The 16527-nt window shown below is 59.7% G+C and carries 15 protein-coding genes; 1 reads left to right on the top strand and 14 read right to left on the bottom strand.

Annotation, left to right across the window (positions count from 1 at the left end):
* Nucleotides 1-2 precede the first annotated feature (2 nt).
* The 7 genes from pheS to BPRO_RS10450 form a co-directional block, all read right to left on the bottom strand.
* Nucleotides 3-1067: a phenylalanine--tRNA ligase subunit alpha gene (gene pheS, locus BPRO_RS10480; protein ID WP_011483031.1), complete on the bottom strand. Its 1065-nt coding sequence runs from the start codon at nucleotides 1065-1067 to the stop codon at nucleotides 3-5.
* Nucleotides 1068-1277: 210 nt separating this feature from the next.
* On the bottom strand, nucleotides 1278-1637 hold the full coding sequence (gene rplT, locus BPRO_RS10475) for a 50S ribosomal protein L20 (RefSeq protein ID WP_011483030.1): 360 nt from the start codon (nucleotides 1635-1637) through the stop codon (nucleotides 1278-1280).
* Between the two features lie 24 nt (nucleotides 1638-1661).
* Nucleotides 1662-1865, bottom strand: a complete 204-nt coding sequence (gene rpmI / locus BPRO_RS10470; RefSeq protein WP_007870723.1) for a 50S ribosomal protein L35 — start codon at nucleotides 1863-1865, stop codon at nucleotides 1662-1664.
* A 207-nt stretch (nucleotides 1866-2072) separates the two neighbouring features.
* A complete protein-coding gene (gene infC, locus BPRO_RS10465) occupies nucleotides 2073-2681 on the bottom strand; it encodes a translation initiation factor IF-3 (protein WP_081430509.1) in 609 nt (202 codons plus the stop codon).
* 96 nt (nucleotides 2682-2777) lie between these two features.
* Entirely contained in the window at nucleotides 2778-4685 is a 1908-nt protein-coding gene (gene thrS, locus BPRO_RS10460) for a threonine--tRNA ligase (protein WP_011483028.1), read from the bottom strand.
* A 475-nt stretch (nucleotides 4686-5160) separates the two neighbouring features.
* Entirely contained in the window at nucleotides 5161-6480 is a 1320-nt protein-coding gene (gene aceA / locus BPRO_RS10455; protein ID WP_011483027.1) for an isocitrate lyase, read from the bottom strand.
* A gap of 330 nt (nucleotides 6481-6810) precedes the next feature.
* Nucleotides 6811-7317: a gamma-glutamylcyclotransferase family protein gene (locus tag BPRO_RS10450; protein ID WP_011483026.1), complete on the bottom strand. Its 507-nt coding sequence runs from the start codon at nucleotides 7315-7317 to the stop codon at nucleotides 6811-6813.
* A gap of 137 nt (nucleotides 7318-7454) precedes the next feature.
* Here BPRO_RS10450 and BPRO_RS10445 point away from each other — a divergent pair, with 137 nt between their 5' ends.
* The gene (locus tag BPRO_RS10445; RefSeq protein WP_011483025.1) at nucleotides 7455-8402 is read left to right on the top strand and encodes a DMT family transporter; all 948 of its coding nucleotides are present in this window, start codon (nucleotides 7455-7457) and stop codon (nucleotides 8400-8402) included.
* On the opposite strand, the gene BPRO_RS10440 is transcribed toward BPRO_RS10445, so the two are convergent.
* From BPRO_RS10440 to BPRO_RS10410, 7 genes are all read right to left on the bottom strand, one after another.
* Nucleotides 8347-9225, bottom strand: a complete 879-nt coding sequence (locus BPRO_RS10440; RefSeq protein WP_011483024.1) for an ABC transporter permease — start codon at nucleotides 9223-9225, stop codon at nucleotides 8347-8349. The two genes, BPRO_RS10445 and BPRO_RS10440, sit on opposite strands and share 56 nt — an antisense overlap.
* A gap of 1 nt (nucleotide 9226) precedes the next feature.
* Nucleotides 9227-10168, bottom strand: a complete 942-nt coding sequence (locus BPRO_RS10435; RefSeq protein WP_011483023.1) for an ABC transporter permease subunit — start codon at nucleotides 10166-10168, stop codon at nucleotides 9227-9229.
* Nucleotides 10169-10178: 10 nt separating this feature from the next.
* Complete coding sequence (locus tag BPRO_RS10430) at nucleotides 10179-11294, bottom strand: ABC transporter ATP-binding protein (RefSeq protein WP_011483022.1); 1116 nt, start codon at nucleotides 11292-11294, stop codon at nucleotides 10179-10181.
* A gap of 101 nt (nucleotides 11295-11395) precedes the next feature.
* Nucleotides 11396-12553, bottom strand: a complete 1158-nt coding sequence (locus tag BPRO_RS10425; protein ID WP_011483021.1) for an extracellular solute-binding protein — start codon at nucleotides 12551-12553, stop codon at nucleotides 11396-11398.
* A gap of 429 nt (nucleotides 12554-12982) precedes the next feature.
* The gene (locus BPRO_RS10420) at nucleotides 12983-14503 is read right to left on the bottom strand and encodes a malonate--CoA ligase (protein ID WP_011483020.1); all 1521 of its coding nucleotides are present in this window, start codon (nucleotides 14501-14503) and stop codon (nucleotides 12983-12985) included.
* Nucleotides 14490-15359, bottom strand: coding sequence for an enoyl-CoA hydratase/isomerase family protein (locus BPRO_RS10415; protein WP_011483019.1), 870 nt, complete (start codon nucleotides 15357-15359; stop codon nucleotides 14490-14492). The genes BPRO_RS10420 and BPRO_RS10415 overlap by 14 nt, the downstream gene beginning before the upstream one ends.
* A gap of 109 nt (nucleotides 15360-15468) precedes the next feature.
* The gene (locus BPRO_RS10410) at nucleotides 15469-16464 is read right to left on the bottom strand and encodes a Bug family tripartite tricarboxylate transporter substrate binding protein (RefSeq protein WP_011483018.1); all 996 of its coding nucleotides are present in this window, start codon (nucleotides 16462-16464) and stop codon (nucleotides 15469-15471) included.
* Nucleotides 16465-16527: the final 63 nt, after the last annotated feature.

Below are 16527 nucleotides of genomic sequence, written 5' to 3'. Positions count from 1 at the left end.
TGTTATGACTGGAACTGGGACAGGAAGCGGATGTCGCCGTCAAAGAACAGGCGCAGGTCATTCACACCGTAGCGCAGCATGGTCAGGCGGTCCGGGCCCATGCCAAAGGCAAAGCCGATGTATTTCTCGGGATCCAGCCCCATGTTGCGCACCACGTTCGGGTGCACCTGGCCGGAGCCGGCCACTTCCAGCCAGCGGCCGGCCAGCGGGCCTGTCTGGAACTGGATGTCGATTTCAGCGCTGGGTTCGGTGAACGGGAAAAAGCTGGGGCGAAAGCGCAGCACCAGGTCGTTGCTCTCAAAGAAGGTGCGGCAAAAATCGGTGAACACGAACTTCAGGTCCTTGAAGCTCACGTTTTCGCCGATCCACAGGCCTTCGCACTGGTGGAACATCGGCGAATGCGTGGCGTCGCTGTCCACGCGGTAGGTGCGGCCCGGCGCAATGACACGAATCTCCGGCATCCGGCCGCCCGCGTCAATGAGCGCGCGGTGCTTCTTGACATGCTGGACCGCATAGCGGATCTGCATGGGGCTGGTGTGGGTACGCAACAAATTGGGCGCGGCTTCGGTGCCGCCTTCGACATAAAACGTGTCGTGCATGGAGCGCGCCGGATGATCTTCCGGCGTGTTGAGTGCGGTGAAATTGAACCAGTCGGTCTCAATCTCCGGGCCCTGCGCCACGTCAAACCCCATGGAGCCAAAAATGGCCTCGATGCGCTCGAGCGTGAGCGACACCGGATGCAGCCCGCCCTGTGCGCGCTGGCGGCCCGGCAGGCTCACGTCCAAGGCTTCAGCCTTGAGCTGCTTTTCGAGTTCGGCGTTGGCGAGCGCTTGCCGGCGATCATTGAGAGCCGCTTCAATGGCCTGCTTGGCCAGGTTGATGGCGGCACCGCGGGATTTCTTTTCTTCCACGCTGAGGGCGGCCATGCCTTTCATCAACTCGGTGACGCGGCCCGATTTACCGAGAAACTGCGCCTTGGCGTTTTCCAGGTCGGCGGGCGTGGTGGCCTGCGCAAAACTGGCTTGGGCGCTGCTGACCAGTTCGTGGAGGGCATCAGGATGATTCATACATTCTCTTGTTCGACTTAAGGAAACAGCTCAGGCGTTTTCAACAACACTCTCACCAGGCGGGCAACCGGTCAAGCAGACCGGCCAATCCCTGAACCCGTGAGCGCTGTAGAAAAGACCATGAAAAAAAGGGCCAGAGCCTTTTCAAGCTCCAGCCCTTTATTTTCGTGCGCAAGCAGCTATTTATTCAATAGCATACTGCCCTGAAAATCAGGCAGCCAGCTTGGCTTTCACCTGCTCGACGATGGCGCCGAAAGCGGCGCTGTCGTGAATGGCCATATCGGACAGAACCTTGCGGTCAATCTCGATGCCGGCTTTTTTCAGGCCATTGGCGAACTGGCTGTACGTCATGCCGAATGAACGGCTGGCAGCATTGATACGGGCGATCCACAACTGGCGGAACACGCGCTTTTTGGTACGGCGGTCACGGTAGGCATATTGCCCGGCCTTCATCACCGCTTCTTTAGCGATGCGGAAGACATTACCGCGGCGGCCGCGGAAACCTTTTGCAAGGGCTAAAACTTTTTTGTGGCGGGCGCGAGCCGTTACACCACGTTTGACGCGAGGCATGTGTTACTCCTTGTTCGTCGTTAATTAAATGCCCTGGCCTGGCAGCATCTGTGCCATGTGACCCATATTGGTCTCATGAACAGTCACCGCACCACGCAGATGGCGTTTGTTTTTGGTGGTCTTCTTGGTCAGGATGTGACGCTTGAAGGCTTGGCCGCGCTTGACGGTGCCACCAGGACGAACGCGGAAACGCTTTTTAGCGCCGCTCTTGGTCTTCATTTTGGGCATATTAATGCTCCTTTTCATTTGTGCTCGTGAGGCGCTGCGAACCTTCCGCAGACTTGATGGCCCCGAGCCACTTGTTAAGTGAAAAATCTTTCGACTTTTCACTGGTCGCAAAAGGTTTGACCCTTTTACTTTCGGAAAGCCGGCTTGCGCCAGCTTTCACCGGAACGCCGCAAAGCGCCCCTTATCCATATCTTCTGCCCGCCAGCCTCAGGCTACGGACGGCGTCGAAGCCGTTTCAGCTGCCGGTTTGCCCGCACCGGGCTTCTTGCGGCCTGGCGCGATCATCATGACCATCTGCCTGCCTTCAAGCTTGGGGAACTGCTCCACCACAATCAAATCTGCCAGCTCATCGCGAATACGCGCCAACAGGGCCAGGCCCAGCTCTTGGTGCGTGATCTCGCGACCGCGAAAGCGCAGGGTAATCTTGCACTTGTCGCCCTCTTCCAAAAAGCGCTTGATGTTGCGCAATTTGATGTTGTAGTCCCCATCGTCAGTGCCGGGCCGGAATTTGATTTCCTTGATCTCGATCACTTTTTGCTTGGACTTCGCTTCAGCCGCCTTCTTCTGCTCGGCGTACTTGAACTTGCCATAGTCCATCAACCGGCACACCGGCGGCACCGCCGTAGGCGATATCTCGACCAGGTCTACGTCGGCCTCACCGGCCAGGCGCAAGGCCTCCATGATGCTGACAATGCCCAGCGGCTCATTGTCGGGCCCTGTGAGGCGCACCTCAGGGGCCATGATTTCACGGTTCAAGCGATGCTTGCGTTCTTCGCGGTGACGGCGGTCACGAAATTCAGTAGCGATGGTTCTAATCCTTCAATGCTTGCTATAAAAGCTATAGCGGCTTGCGCCCGTCCCACAAGGACGAGAAGCTTTAATGCCGACAGACTTATCCAGCTTGTCAGCGGTTCAGGCTTTTTGTGCAATGTCGGAGGCAATTTGCTGGGCAAACGCTTCGATGGACATTACTCCAAGGTCTTTGTTACCCCGGGCGCGCACTGCTACGGCTCCAGCCGCCTTCTCTTTGTCGCCAACGACAAGGATGTAAGGCAGCTTTTGCAAGGAGTGCTCCCGTATTTTATACGTAATTTTCTCATTGCGCAGGTCAAGGTTGACCCTAAGCCCTTGATTTTGCAGCGTTTTGGCAACTTCCCGGGCATATTCAGCCTGGGAATCGGTGATATTGAGCACCGAAACCTGAATCGGCGCCAGCCAGGTTGGCAGCGCACCAGCGTGTTCCTCGATCAAAATCCCGATGAATCGCTCCAGGCTGCCCACAATCGCGCGGTGCAGCATCACCGGGCGATGGCGGGCGCCATCCTCGCCCACATACTCGGCATCCAGACGCTCCGGCATGGAGAAATCGACCTGCATGGTGCCGCACTGCCACTGCCGGCCAATCGCATCTTTCAGCGTGTACTCGATCTTGGGGCCGTAAAACGCGCCCTCGCCCGGGGAGATTTCAAATTCACAGCCTGAAGCGCGCAGGCTTTCGATCAGGGCCTGCTCGGCCTTGTCCCAGCTCTCGTCAGAGCCAATGCGGGCGTCGGGCCGGGTAGCGACCTTGTAGATGATGTTTTTAAAGCCGAAGTCGGTGTAGACCTTTTGCAGCAAGGTCGTGTAGTCCACGCATTCCTTGAGGATCTGCTCTTCCGTGCAAAAAATATGGCCGTCATCCTGCGTGAAGCCGCGCACCCGCATGATGCCGTGCAACCCGCCCGAGGGTTCATTGCGGTGGCACTGGCCGAATTCACCGTAGCGCAGCGGCAGGTCGCGGTAGCTCTTGATACCCTGCTTGAAAATCAGGATGTGGCCGGGGCAGTTCATCGGCTTGAGCGCGTACTCGCGCTTCTCGCTCTCGGTCGTGAACATGTTGTCGCGGTACTTGTCCCAGTGGCCGGTCTTTTCCCACAGGGTCTTGTCGATGACCTGCGGGCCCTTGACCTCCTGGTAGCCGTTGTCCTGGTAGACCTTGCGCATGTACTGCTCCACGCCCTGCCAGATCGTCCAGCCCTTGGGGTGCCAGAACACGAGGCCAGGCGCATGGTCATCGATATGGAACAGGTCCAGCTCCTTGCCCAGCTTGCGGTGGTCGCGCTTTTCGGCTTCCTCCAGCATCGTCAGGTACTGCTGCAGTTCGTCCTTGGTGGCCCACGCCGTTCCGTAGACACGCTGCAGCATCTCGTTGCGATGGTCGCCGCGCCAGTAGGCGCCAGCCACTTTCATGAGCTTGAAGAATTTCAGCTTGCCGGTGCTGGGTACGTGGGGGCCGCGGCACAGGTCTTCAAACGTCCCCTCCCGGTACAGCGACACATCTTCATTGGCAGGGATGCTGGCAATGATTTCGGCCTTGTAATGCTCTCCAATGCTCTTGAAGTGCGCCACGGCTTCATCGCGCGGCAGCACACGGCGCGTCACCGGTTCGTCTTTGGCCGCCAACTCGGTCATGCGTTTTTCAATGGCCGCCAGGTCTTCCGGCGTGAAAGGACGCTTGTAGGCAAAGTCGTAATAAAACCCGTTTTCAATCACCGGCCCGATGGTGACCTGCGCCTCGGAAAACAGCTCCTTGACCGCATACGCCAGCAAGTGCGCCGTCGAGTGGCGGATCAGCTCCAGCCCATCGGCATCCTTGGCCGTGATGATGGACAGCGCGCTGTCTTTCTCGATCAGGTAGCTCGTGTCGACCACCTTGCCATCGACCTTGCCACCCAGGGCAGCCTTGGCCAGGCCAGCACCGATGGACGCGGCCACTTCGGCCACGGTGACGGCTTGGGGATATTCGCGTTTGGATGCATCGGGAAGCGTTATTTGAATCATGGGAAGGCTTTGAAAGTGGACTGTCAAACAAAAAGCGCGGAACCGGCCGCGCTTTTGATAAGGGAAATGGATTTTTGCTATGAATTTAAGCTATTAAATTTGTAGCTATCAATCACCAGGGGATGCGGACTAGCGCCCCGGATGACTCCATGAAGCGGACGCAGGGCTAGTTCGCGGTGTCATAACCCGGGCGATCCTTCCTGTTTCCAGTTTGATTGATTGCATGGCGCTATTTTACGGCAGGTCGACCCACCTGTCTGTCGATACCGGATGGCACCCGCCTCAAGCCTCAAGCCTCAAGCCTCAAGCCTCAAGCCTCAGGGCGCCAGGCGCCAGACGAAAAAGCCCGGACAAACCCCTGAAGGCTTGTCCGGGCTGAAATCCGCATCCGGCAGGAACCAGACATACGGACCATGCGCTCAGGGTCGGAGCCGGGAATACCCCAGCGCAAACTCAGTAAAGGCTCGGTGAATGCTCAATGGAACTGCTCTTCTTCGGTAGAGCCGGTCAATGCGGTCACGCTGGACTTGCCGCCCTGGATCGCCGTGGTCACTTCATCGAAATAACCGGTGCCCACTTCCTGCTGGTGCGACACAAAGGTGTAGCCGCGGTCACGCGCTGCGAACTCGGGTTCCTGCACCTTCTCGATGTAGGCCGTCATGCCGCGCTTGACGTAGTCTTGCGACAGGTCGTACATGTTGTACCACATGGAGTGAATGCCAGCCAGCGTGATGAACTGGTACTTGTAGCCCATCGCGCCGAGTTCGCGCTGGAACTTGGCGATGGTGGCATCGTCCAGGTTCTTCTTCCAGTTGAACGAAGGCGAGCAGTTGTAGGCCAGCATCTTGCCGGGGTGGACCTTGTGCACGGCATCGGCAAACTTCCTGGCGAAGTCAAGGTCAGGCGTGCCGGTTTCACACCACACCAGATCGGCGTAATGCGCATAGGCGTTGGCGCGGGCAACAGCCTGCTCCAGGCCCTTGCGGGTCTTGTAGAAACCTTCGGCGGTGCGCTCACCCGTCAGGAAAGGCTTGTCGATCTCGTCATAGTCGGAGGTCAGCAGGTCGGCTGCCTCGGCGTCGGTACGTGCAATCACCAGGGTAGGCACGCCGCACACGTCGGCCGCCATGCGCGCGGCGATCAGTTTCTGGCAGGACTCGCGCGTCGGCAGCAGCACCTTGCCGCCCATGTGGCCGCACTTCTTGACGGACGCCAGCTGGTCTTCCCAATGCACGCCGCCGGCCCCGGCCTTGATCATGGCCTTCATCAGCTCAAAAGCATTGAGCACGCCGCCAAACCCGGCTTCAGCGTCTGCAACGATGGGGGCGAAATAGTCGATGTAGCCTTTGTCGCCGGCATCAATGCCTTTGGAGTGCTGAATTTCGTCGGCACGGCGGAAAGTGTTGTTGATGGTTTCCACCACCTTGGGCACCGAGTCCACCGGGTACAGCGACTGGTCCGGGTACATGGCCGAGTAGGTGTTGTTGTCAGCGGCAACCTGCCAGCCCGACAGGTAGATGGCCTTCACGCCGGCCTTGACCTGCTGCATGGCCTGACCGCCGGTGAGCGCGCCCAGGCAGTTGACATAAGGCTCGCTGTGCAGGATGTTCCACAGCTTTTCGGCACCACGGCGGGCCAGCGTGTGTTCGATCGGGAACGAGCCACGCAGGCGAACCACGTCGGCGGCGCTGTAGCCGCGCTTGATGCCTTTCCAGCGCGGGTTGGTGGCCCAGTCTTTTTCGAGGGCGGAAATCTGCTGGTCGCGGCTCAATTGTTCAGTGAGGGTCTGTGGCATGGTGGGCTCCGTAGGTTGAAGAAAAGTGACTGACAACGTAGGTCTACTTTAAGTCTTCTACAAGACCTTGTGAAGCTCTTATGTCTTATATAAGACAAAAATTAACTTAAATAAAATCAATGCTATTTTGTATATTTCCCGCATTGTGAAATTTAATTTCTTGTATTGAGAAATTTTTTTGCAGTGCAGCAATGCTGAATTTCATATTGAGAAATACATTTGCCGGATTATGAAATTCGAGCGCTCAAAGGGCACCTGGCAGCAGCTTCCGCCGGGAATTGATCGGCAAGGCACGGGCCGATTGGCCGCAACACGCCCTGCCGCGGTGATTCAGCGCTTGCGCTCAGCCCGGGCCTGCGTCCAGTCGCCGCCCACAATCACCGGCTTGCCATGGATGCGCCCGGGGGCAATTTCATAAAGAAGGCAGACCACCGTGCCCGGGCCGTCTTGCCGTGGCTGCGACAGGTGATGCCCCGATTGATCGGCCAATTGATCGCTCGATTGATCCGCCAATTCATCGGGCGGTCGATGGTCCGGTGGGGGATCAAGCGCCACCAGCACCTCGCGCCGGATGTACTCGCCACTCTGTTGGGGCCAGACCTCCTCGATTTCATCGAGTTGCCGTTCCAGCTCAGGCGTGATTTCATACACCTCCCCCCTAACCAGGCCCTGACCGCCCAGGACCAGACCAGGATAGGCGCCCAGATGGTGCAAGATGCCCGCCACACTCGCGTGCCCCACCCATCGCGGCGCAGGCTTCAGGCAATTGATATCGCGCTCTTCACCCCGGCGCAGGGTGCCGTAAACAAAGACATGACGCAGAGGCTGTGGTGACATGGTTGATCGGATCAGGGCGGCTTAAGCGGCTGAAAGTAAGGCATCATTTCAACCTGCGCATGCCAGCCGCATGACAGTCAGGTCAGCAACTCAACCCGACTGGCCGCAAGGCCGGTACAACAGGAAACCCCAGTTTAATGAATCGCCTTGTGGCCTACACCTGCCTCGCGCTCAGCATGTCTCTCGTGGGCAGCTATGTGGCGCTTTCCAAACCCTTGGTGGTCGTCCTGCCGGTCTTCCTGCTGGCCTGGCTGCGCTTTGGCATCGGCGGCACCGCCATGCTGCACTGGCTCAAAAAACCGATTGAAGAAACACCCATGAGCAGCCAGACGCGACGCCTGCTATTTCTGGAGTCCTTCCTGGGTAACTTCATGTTTTCCATCTGCATGCTGTTTGGCGTCAGCATGACCAGCGCGGTCGCGGCAGGCGTCATCATGGCCTCCATCCCCGCGGCCGTGGCCCTGATGAGCTGGCTGTTCCTGCGCGAGCGCATTGGCCTGCGGGTGTGGAGCGCGGTGGCCTGCGCGGTGATCGGCATCGGCCTGGTTTCGCTATCAAAAAATGAGCTTCCTGCACCCGGGCATATTGGGTCAGCAGGCGATATTGCATCAAAAACATCGTGGCTGGGCAACCTGCTGCTGGTAGGCGCCGTGCTGTGCGAGGCGGCCTATGCCGTGATCGGAAAAAAACTCACCGGCGTGCTCAGCCCCAAGCGCATCACCGCACTCATCAACCTGTGGGGCTTTGCCCTGATCACGCCGCTGGGGCTGTGGATGGCCTGGAGCTTCGACTTTGCCCGTGTGGAGACCTCCAGCTGGCTGCTGCTGCTGTTTTATTCACTGGCGGCCAGCGTGTGGACGGTGTGGCTGTGGATGACCGGGCTGAAGACCATCCCCGCCAACCAGGCCGGTGTATTCACGGTGATGCTGCCCGTCAGCGCCGCAGCAGTGGGTGTCATCGTGCTGGGCGAAACACTGAACGGCACCCAGATGGGCGCATTCGCCATTGCATTGGCCGGCGTGGTGCTGGCTACCCTGCCCGGGCGGGGTCGGGGAAGCTCTGTTCAAGTCGAGCCGCCGCACTGATTTCACGGTCCAGCCGTTTCTGCCGGCGCATCACATAGATGCTGTACGTGATGATGCCCAGCGAAACCACGGCAATCAGGATAGTCGCAGCCGCATAGATGGACGGGTTCACGCCACGGCGCGCGTAGCTGAAAATCACCTGGGGCAAGGTCGTCACGCCCGGGCCTGACAAAAACTCCGAGATCACCACGTCGTCAAATGACAGGGTAAAGGTCAGCAGCCAGGCCGAGACCAGGGCCGGTGCAATATTGGGCAGGGTCACCAGGAAAAAAACCTGCATGGGCCGGCATCCCAGGTCCATGGCGGCCTCCTCCAGCGAGCGGTCCATCTCGCTCAGGCGCGACTGGATCACGACCGTGGCATAAGCCATGCCGAGCAGCGTGTGGCCGGTCACGATGGTGATGAAGCCCCGGTCGGGCCAACCCACCGCGCGCTGCACAGCCACCATCAGCAGCAACAAAGACAGCCCAATAATGACTTCGGGCATCACCAGCGGCGCATTCACCATGCCGTAAAACAGCGTGCGCCCCGTGAAGCGGAGGTAGCGCACCAATACAAACGCGGCAAAGCTGCCCAGTACCACCGACAGCGTGCCGGTAATCAGCGCCACCTTGAGCGACAGGAAAAATCCCTCGACCAGACGGGAGTCTGCCAGCAGGGCCTCATACCAGCGCAAGGAAAAGCCGGTGAACACGCCATCCTGACGGGTGCTGTTGAAAGAAAAGACGATGAGGAAGAACAGCGGGATGTAGAGGAACAGATAGACCGCGCCCAGCCAGAGCCGGCCCACCTGGTTTTCTGCAAAGCGCCACAGGCTTCTCATGTCACGATTCTCCGTGAGCATCGCGCGCGGCGCTTGCACGGTAGTAAAAGGCCAAAGGCACCAGGATGAGCAGAATCATCACGACGGCCAGGGCCGCCGCGCGCGGCCAGTTGTTGCTGCTGAACATTTCGTCCCAGACCACGCGGCCGATCATGATGTTTTCGGCGCCGCCCAGCAGCGAGGGAATGACGAACTCACCCACACTGGGAATGAAGACCAGCATGGAGCCGGCAATGATGCCGGATTTGCTCAACGGCACGGTGATCAGCCAGAACGCCTTCCAGGCGCTGGCCCCCAGGTCATGGGCCGCTTCCAGCAGGCGGAAATCCATCTTCACCAGGTTGGCATAGAGCGGCAGGATCATGAAGGGGCAATACACATAGGTCATGCCGACCAGCATGGACACATTGGTGTAGAGCATCACCATGGGTTCATCGATGATGCCCAGCGCCAGCAGCAGGTTGTTGAGCACGCCCTGGTCGGCCAGGATCCCCTTCCACGCATAGACGCGCAGCAGGAACGAGGTCCAGAAAGGCAGCATGACCAGCATCAGCAAGGCCGGGCGAATGGAGGGCCGCGACCGGGCAATGAAATAGGCAAACGGATAGCCAATCACCAGGCACGACACTGTGGTGAACAAGGCGTATTTCAGGGAGGTCTCGTAGCCCTCCATGTAGATGGTGTTACCCCATCCGCTATCGGCCCCCTGCCCTGCGTCGTGAAAGATGGAAACGTAATTTGCATAACGCAGCATGACACGCCAGGAGCCCGACACGGCCTCCACCAGCGGCGCAAAAGGATCCACGCCATTGCCCATGTCCGTCACGCTGATGCGCAGCATGATCAGGAAAGGCAGCACAAAAAACAGCAGCAGCCAGACGTAGGGCACGCCGATGACAAAGCGCCGCCCGGGGTTGAACTGGAGCCAGGAGGGGATTTTCATCACGGCGGCTTTATTGGGTCAGCACCACCGGTGCCGAGTCATCCCACCAGAAAAAGACCGGGTCATCCCAGGTGATCACGCTGCCTTCATGCCGCGTGGTGTTGGTTTCCGTGATCTTGATGGTGCGGCTTTGGCCGCCCTCCCCCTTCATGTCCACAATAAACGTGTTGTAGCTGCCGAAATAGGCGATTTCGCGCACCTTGCCGCTGAACAGGTTGACGGTGACGTCAGGCCGGGTTTTGGAGATGTGGATTTTCTCGGGACGCACGGCAACGGCAACCAACATGCCCTGGGTACCGCTGATGCCATGTCCCACGTTCACCACGCCGTACCCGGTCGTTACCTCGCAATGGTCCGCTTCATCCGCCGTGAGTTCACCCTCCATCAAATTGACGTTGCCAATGAAGTCGGCCACAAAACGGCAGTTCGGGTGCTCGTAGATCTCCTTCGGCGTACCCACCTGCAGCACCCGGCCGTGGCTCATGACGGCAATACGGGAAGCCATGGCCATGGCTTCCTCCTGGTCATGGGTCACCATGACGCAGGTGACGCCCACCGACTCCAGGATGTTGACGAGTTCAAATTGCGTGCGCTCCCGCAGCTTCTTGTCGAGCGCGCCCAGCGGCTCGTCCAGGAGCAGCAGTTGCGGTTTCTTGGCCAGGCTGCGCGCCAGGGCCACGCGCTGCTGCTGGCCGCCCGAGAGCTGGTGCGGCTTGCGTTTGGCAAAAGCTTCCAGTTGCACCAGCTTGAGCATCTCCTGCACACGTGCTTCGATCTCTGCCTTGGGCATTCCCTCTCGCTTCAGGCCAAAGGCAATGTTGTCCCAGATGTTGAGGTGAGGAAACAGCGCGTACGACTGGAACATCATGTTGATGGGCCGCTCGTAGGGCGGAAACGAGGCGATGTCCACCCCATCCAGGATGACCGAACCGGAGGTCGGTTTCTCAAAGCCGGCCAGCATGCGCAGCAGCGTTGATTTTCCGCAGCCGGAGCTACCGAGCAGCGCAAAAATTTCGCCTTTTTGAATGAACAGCGAGACGTCGTCCACGGCCACCACGCCGTCAAAGCGCTTGACCAACTGGTCAGTCCGTAGGTAGCCATCGCCAGGTGACGCGGGTAGATTCATGAGGCGTAGTTCCCAGGTAGCAAAACCACATCAAAAAGGCTGTGCACGCTGGATCGCGTGCACAGCCTGATCAGCCAGCCCACGGGGCATGGCCCGAAAACTCAACTGCCTTTTTTGAACAGGGTAAAGACGTTGCTCATGGATTCCCGCGCTTCGTTGCTGAAGCTGGCGGGAGAGACCATTTTCTGCAGGTTGGCTGCATCGGGGAACACGGCTTTGTCCTGGGCGATTTCCGGCTTGACGCTGGCCAGGCTGGCCTTGTTGGCCGTGGCGTAGCCCAGTTCATTGGTCAGCGAGGCAGACACTTCGGGGCGCAGGGAGTAGTTGATGAACGCCAAAGCGTTGTTCGGGTGCTTGGCATCTTTGGGAATAGCCAGGGTGTCAAAGAAAATCAGGCCACCGGTGCTGGGCAACAGCGCCTGGACGTCGTTGCCACTCTTGTTTTCAATCGCGCGGCCACGGGCAATGTTGATGTCCCCGGCCCAAGCCAGCGCCACGCAAGCCTTGCCACCGGCCAGGTCATCAATCATGGTGCTGGAGAACATGCGGATGTGCGGGCGTACCTTGGCCAGCATGGCGGCCGCGGCCTTGTGGTCGGCCGGATCGTTCGAATAGGCGTTCTTGCCCAGGTAGTGCATGGCCGGTGGAATCACCTCGGTCGGCGAATCCAGGAAGGCGATACCGCAGGACTTCAGTTTGGCCGTATAGACCGGGTTGAACACCAGCTCCCAGGCGTTTTCAGGCATGGGTGTTGAGCCCAACGCCTTGGCGACCTTGGCCTTGTTGATGCCCACCGTGGTGAAACTCCAGGCCCAGGGCACCAGGTAGGCGTTGCCCGGGTCAATGGTGGCCAACTTTTCCATGATGGGCGAGTCGAGGTTGCCATAGTTGCTGATCTTGGACTTGTCCAGCTTCATCAGCAGCCCGCCATCAATTTGCGGCTTGGCAAACACGGCGCCGGGCACGACGATGTCGTAGCCGGTATTGCCGGCCACCAGCTTGGCGTGCAGGGCTTCGTTGTTCTCAAAGGTCTGGTAATTGACCTTGATGCCCGTTTCCTTCTCGAAGTTAGCCACCATGTCCTTGGCGACGTAGTCCGGCCAGTTGTAGACGTTGAGCACCTTCTCTTCGGTGTTCACCGCCACAGCCGCGCTGGCCGGGGCGGCCGGCGTTGCAACCGCAGGTGCCTCCTCCTTTTTGCCGCAGGCACTCAGTGCCACCGCAGAAAAGGCAAAAATCCACAAATGCTTTCTTATCATGTCCGGGCTCCGTCAGGAAAGGTAACAACAAAAGGGCAAACACACGCGGCAGGTGGCACTGCAGGACGCAAAGGCCAGCCAGCCGCAGATTGTATAAGAGTGGTTTTGTCGGGTAAACCAAATCCAGGCCTTTCACCGCAGTGCCCGCCCCGCTCTGAACTCCTCCCCAGCGTGACGCAAAACCCGTACCAGCTGCACCATGCGCATGGCCCGGCAACGGCCTTGCACGAGCCACCGCACGGCAGCGCCGCCTCCGATTGACAGCCAGGCCACCCCGGGCATGGATCGCGTCAACATCCGCCAGTTGGGCTTGCCCGGACGTAGAACCGGCCGCCCCTGCTACCGCGCTATCGGCGCAACATCGGCATCGATGTTCGGTGCAAGGATCCGGATGCGCAGGTCACGGGGGCAGCCGGAACCCGGCAGACTTCAGGCAAACAGGCCTTTTTGCTGGTCGCGCAAGACGTTTTTCTGGACTTTTCCCATGGTGTTGCGGGGCAGTTCACTGGCAATGAAACAGCGTTTTGGAATCTTGAAATTGGCCAGCCGCGACTTCAGCCCGGCAATGATCTCGCCGGCGTCCAGCGAGGCACCAGGCTTGGGCACGACGATGGCGATGCCGACCTCCCCGAAGTCGGGATGCGGCACACCGACCAGCGCGCTTTCGGCCACACCCGGCATGTCGTTGATATAGCCTTCAATCTCGGCCGGATAGACGTTGTAGCCACCGCTGATGATCAGGTCCTTGCTGCGCCCGACGATGGTGATGTAGCCGCGCTCGTCAATCTTGCCCACATCACCGGTCTTGAAGTAACCGTCGGGCGTGAACTCTTCCTTCGTTTTCTCGGGCATGCGCCAGTAGCCCTGAAAGACATTCGGCCCCTTGACCTGGATGTCACCGATTTCCCCCACGGGCAGTGGCTTGCCATCGTCGCCCTGCACCCGCAGGCTCACACCCGGCAGCGCCAGCCCCACGGTGCCGCCTCGCCGCTCGCCGCCCTCGTAGGGGTTGGAAGTCAGCATGGCCGTCTCAGACATGCCGTAGCGCTCGAGAATGGTATGCCCGGTGCGCTGCTGCCACGCGTTGAAGGTTTCAATGAGCAGCGGCGCCGAGCCCGCAACGAAGAGGCGCATGTTGCGGCAGGCCTCGCGGTCCAGCCCGGGCTCGGCGAGCAAGCGCACATAGAGCGTGGGCACGCCCATGAACACCGTGGCCTCGGGCAGCTTTTTCACGACCAGCTTCGGGTCGAACTTCGACAGCCAGATCATCTTGCTGCCGTTGACCAGCGCGCCGTGGATGGCGACAAAGAGGCCATGCACGTGAAAAATGGGCAAGGCATGGATCAGCACATCGCCCTTCTTCCAGCCCCAGTAGTCCTTCAGGACCAGCGCATTGCTGAGCATGTTGCCATGCGACAGCATGGCGCCCTTGCTACGGCCGGTGGTGCCGCTGGTGTAGAGAATGGCGGCCAGGTCGTCCGGCTTTTTTATGGCGATGTCATGCCGGTCGCTGCAGTGCGCTGCACGCTCCAGCAGGGAGCCCGTGCGGTCGTCGTCCAGTGTGAAGACATTCTGCGTGCCCGCCTTGAAGGCGATCTTGCTGACCCAGCCAAAATTCTTGCTGCTGCACACCACCACAGCCGGCTCTGCATTGCCGATGAAGTATTCAATTTCGGCGCTCTGGTAGGCGGTGTTCAGCGGCAAAAACACATAGCCCGCGCGCAAGGTCGCCAGGTACAGCACCAGCGCTTCGACCGATTTTTCAACCTGGACCGCCACGCGCGAGCCCTCGGGCAGGCCCAGCGACTGCAGAAGATTGGCCACCATGGCCGTGGCGCGGTCGAGGTCGCGCCATGTATAGAACAGGCCATGGTCGGTTTCAACGGCGACGTCATCCAGCGAGGCAGGAAAGGCGGCACGCAGTGCCGCAAACAGGTTATGGTTTTTCATGGATCGGGCTGTCGAAGGTTGGGAATTCGGAAAGTGCAGCCATTAAACGGGGCTGACAAAAACGGGGCTGGCGTTTTTCAACAAAGGCCATCACGCCCTCGCGGTGTTCGGCTGCGTTCGCGTAGTCATAGGCGCCCGCTATTAATTCTGCAATGGGTTGCGCAGCGAGGCTGGGAGTCAACGCCCTGAAAGTCTGCTTGTTCAGACGCGCCGCCTGAGGAGCCAGCTGGCTGATGCGGCCCGCATACGCCAGCGCCGCATGGGCGACCTCACCCGCCGGCACGACCTGGCTGAGAAAACCGCGCTGCTTCATCTCAGCCGCGTCCAGCACCGCTGCCGACAGCAGCATTTCACGTGCCGTCAGCTCGCCGGCAGCGCGCATCACCAACGCCGCCTCGCGCGGGGCCATGGGAAAGCCCAGTTTGGCAATTGGCGCACCAAAACGGGCCGTCTCGCTGGCAATGCGGATGTCGCAGCAACTGGCGATCTCCATGCCGGCCCCCATGCAGTTGCCCTCGATCTGGGCAACGATGGGAATGTCGCAGTCAAGCATCGCCTGCAGGCCGCCCCAGACCTCGTTTTCATGGAAGTTGCGCAAGCTGGCTTCGTCGAAGCGGAAATCAGCATATTCGGAGATATCGCCCCCGGCGCAAAAGTGGCCGACACCCTCTGCGCTGGCGGGCGCACGGTCGCCGCGTACCAGCACGCAGGTCACGTCGCCACCGCACTGGAGCTGCTCGAACGCAGTCCGCAACTCACGCCACATCGCTCGCGACATGGCATTGAGCTTGCCAGGGTGCGACAGGGTTACTGTCGCAACCGGGCCCAGCCTTTCCAGCAAAATGGCGCCGCTCATCGTATGAAAAGTGTGGGAAGTATGCAATTTTCCGACGGGCAGCCCCTAGGAAAATTAGCCCCCTCGGGGGGCAGCGCATTACACGAAGTGAAAAGCGTGGGGGCCATATCTATTCGAGCTTGGCGCCCGATGTCTTGACCACGGCCGCCCAGCGCTGGATTTCCGCATGAACAAAAGCACCGAACTGCTGCGGTGTCAGGTTGCCGAACTCCGCACCATTGCTGGCCCAGATGGCCTTGAGTTCGTCGCTGGCTGCGGCCTTGCGCAATTCTTCAACGATGCGCGCCTGAATATCGGCGGGCGTGCCTTTCGGCGCCCACAGACCGTACCAGGTGGTCACGGTGTAATCCGGCAGGCCGACCTCGGCGGCGCTGGGCACATCCGGAAAGGCCGGGTTGCGCTTGCTGCCAGAGACCATCAACGCCTTGATGCGGCCTCCCTTGATGTGGGCTGCAGAGGAACCCAGGCCGTCAAACATCACGTCCACATTGCCGGAGATCAGGTCTTGCAGGGCCGGGCCTGCACCACGGTAAGGAATGTGCGTGATGAAAGTCTTGGTCTGCTGCTTGAACAACTCGCCGGCCAGGTGATGCGAGGTGCCCGCGCCGGCAGAGCCGTAGTTGAGCTTGCCGGGGTTCTTGCGTGCGTACTCTATGAACGCCTTGATGTTCTGCGTTTCCGCCCGCTTCGGATTGATCACCACCACCTGCGGCACATTGGCCATCAGGGCCAGCGGCACAAAATCCTTCTCAAGGTCGTAGTCCAGCTTCGGGTACATGGAAGGCGCAATGGTGTGATGGACGGCGCCCATGAACAGGGTGTAACCATCAGGCGCGGCCTTCGCCGCAATGCTGGCACCCAGCGTGCCACCGGCGCCACCGCGGTTGTCAACGATCAGCTGTTTGCCTGTCAGCTTGGCAAACTGCCCCGAGAGCGGCCGGGCAAATGCATCGGTTCCACCACCGGCGGGAAAAGGCACCACCACCGTTACCGGCTTGGTGGGCCAGCCCGACTGGGCATGGCTGTTGATGGCAAATAAGGCAACACTGGCGGCGGTGGCGCGCAGCACGTCGCGCCGCGAACCCTTTCCAAGGCTGAATGTCATTTTGTCTCCTGTCGTTGTTGAACGTTGTTGAATCTGAAAATACGGAATCGATGTGCTGAATCG

The sequence above is a fragment of the Polaromonas sp. JS666 genome (genome assembly GCF_000013865.1).
In the GTDB taxonomy this organism is placed as follows: Bacteria; Pseudomonadota; Gammaproteobacteria; order Burkholderiales; family Burkholderiaceae_C; genus Polaromonas.
Note: the sequence above shows the minus strand (reverse complement) of the source record. Positions and strands in the feature narration are given on the sequence as shown.

Excerpts from the sequence above, each read along its gene's own strand:
- pheS (WP_011483031.1), bottom strand. The coding sequence starts at position 1,067 with ATGAATCATCCTGATGCCCTCCACGAACTGGTCAGCAGCGCCCAAGCC.
- rplT (WP_011483030.1), bottom strand. The coding sequence starts at position 1,637 with ATGCCTCGCGTCAAACGTGGTGTAACGGCTCGCGCCCGCCACAAAAAA.
- rpmI (WP_007870723.1), bottom strand. The coding sequence starts at position 1,865 with ATGCCCAAAATGAAGACCAAGAGCGGCGCTAAAAAGCGTTTCCGCGTT.
- thrS (WP_011483028.1), bottom strand. The coding sequence starts at position 4,685 with ATGATTCAAATAACGCTTCCCGATGCATCCAAACGCGAATATCCCCAA.
- aceA (WP_011483027.1), bottom strand. The coding sequence starts at position 6,480 with ATGCCACAGACCCTCACTGAACAATTGAGCCGCGACCAGCAGATTTCC.
- BPRO_RS10450 (WP_011483026.1), bottom strand. The coding sequence starts at position 7,317 with ATGTCACCACAGCCTCTGCGTCATGTCTTTGTTTACGGCACCCTGCGC.
- BPRO_RS10445 (WP_011483025.1), top strand. The coding sequence starts at position 7,455 with ATGAATCGCCTTGTGGCCTACACCTGCCTCGCGCTCAGCATGTCTCTC.
- BPRO_RS10440 (WP_011483024.1), bottom strand. The coding sequence starts at position 9,225 with ATGAGAAGCCTGTGGCGCTTTGCAGAAAACCAGGTGGGCCGGCTCTGG.
- BPRO_RS10435 (WP_011483023.1), bottom strand. The coding sequence starts at position 10,168 with ATGAAAATCCCCTCCTGGCTCCAGTTCAACCCCGGGCGGCGCTTTGTC.
- BPRO_RS10430 (WP_011483022.1), bottom strand. The coding sequence starts at position 11,294 with ATGAATCTACCCGCGTCACCTGGCGATGGCTACCTACGGACTGACCAG.
- BPRO_RS10425 (WP_011483021.1), bottom strand. The coding sequence starts at position 12,553 with ATGATAAGAAAGCATTTGTGGATTTTTGCCTTTTCTGCGGTGGCACTG.
- BPRO_RS10420 (WP_011483020.1), bottom strand. The coding sequence starts at position 14,503 with ATGAAAAACCATAACCTGTTTGCGGCACTGCGTGCCGCCTTTCCTGCC.
- BPRO_RS10415 (WP_011483019.1), bottom strand. The coding sequence starts at position 15,359 with ATGAGCGGCGCCATTTTGCTGGAAAGGCTGGGCCCGGTTGCGACAGTA.
- BPRO_RS10410 (WP_011483018.1), bottom strand. The coding sequence starts at position 16,464 with ATGACATTCAGCCTTGGAAAGGGTTCGCGGCGCGACGTGCTGCGCGCC.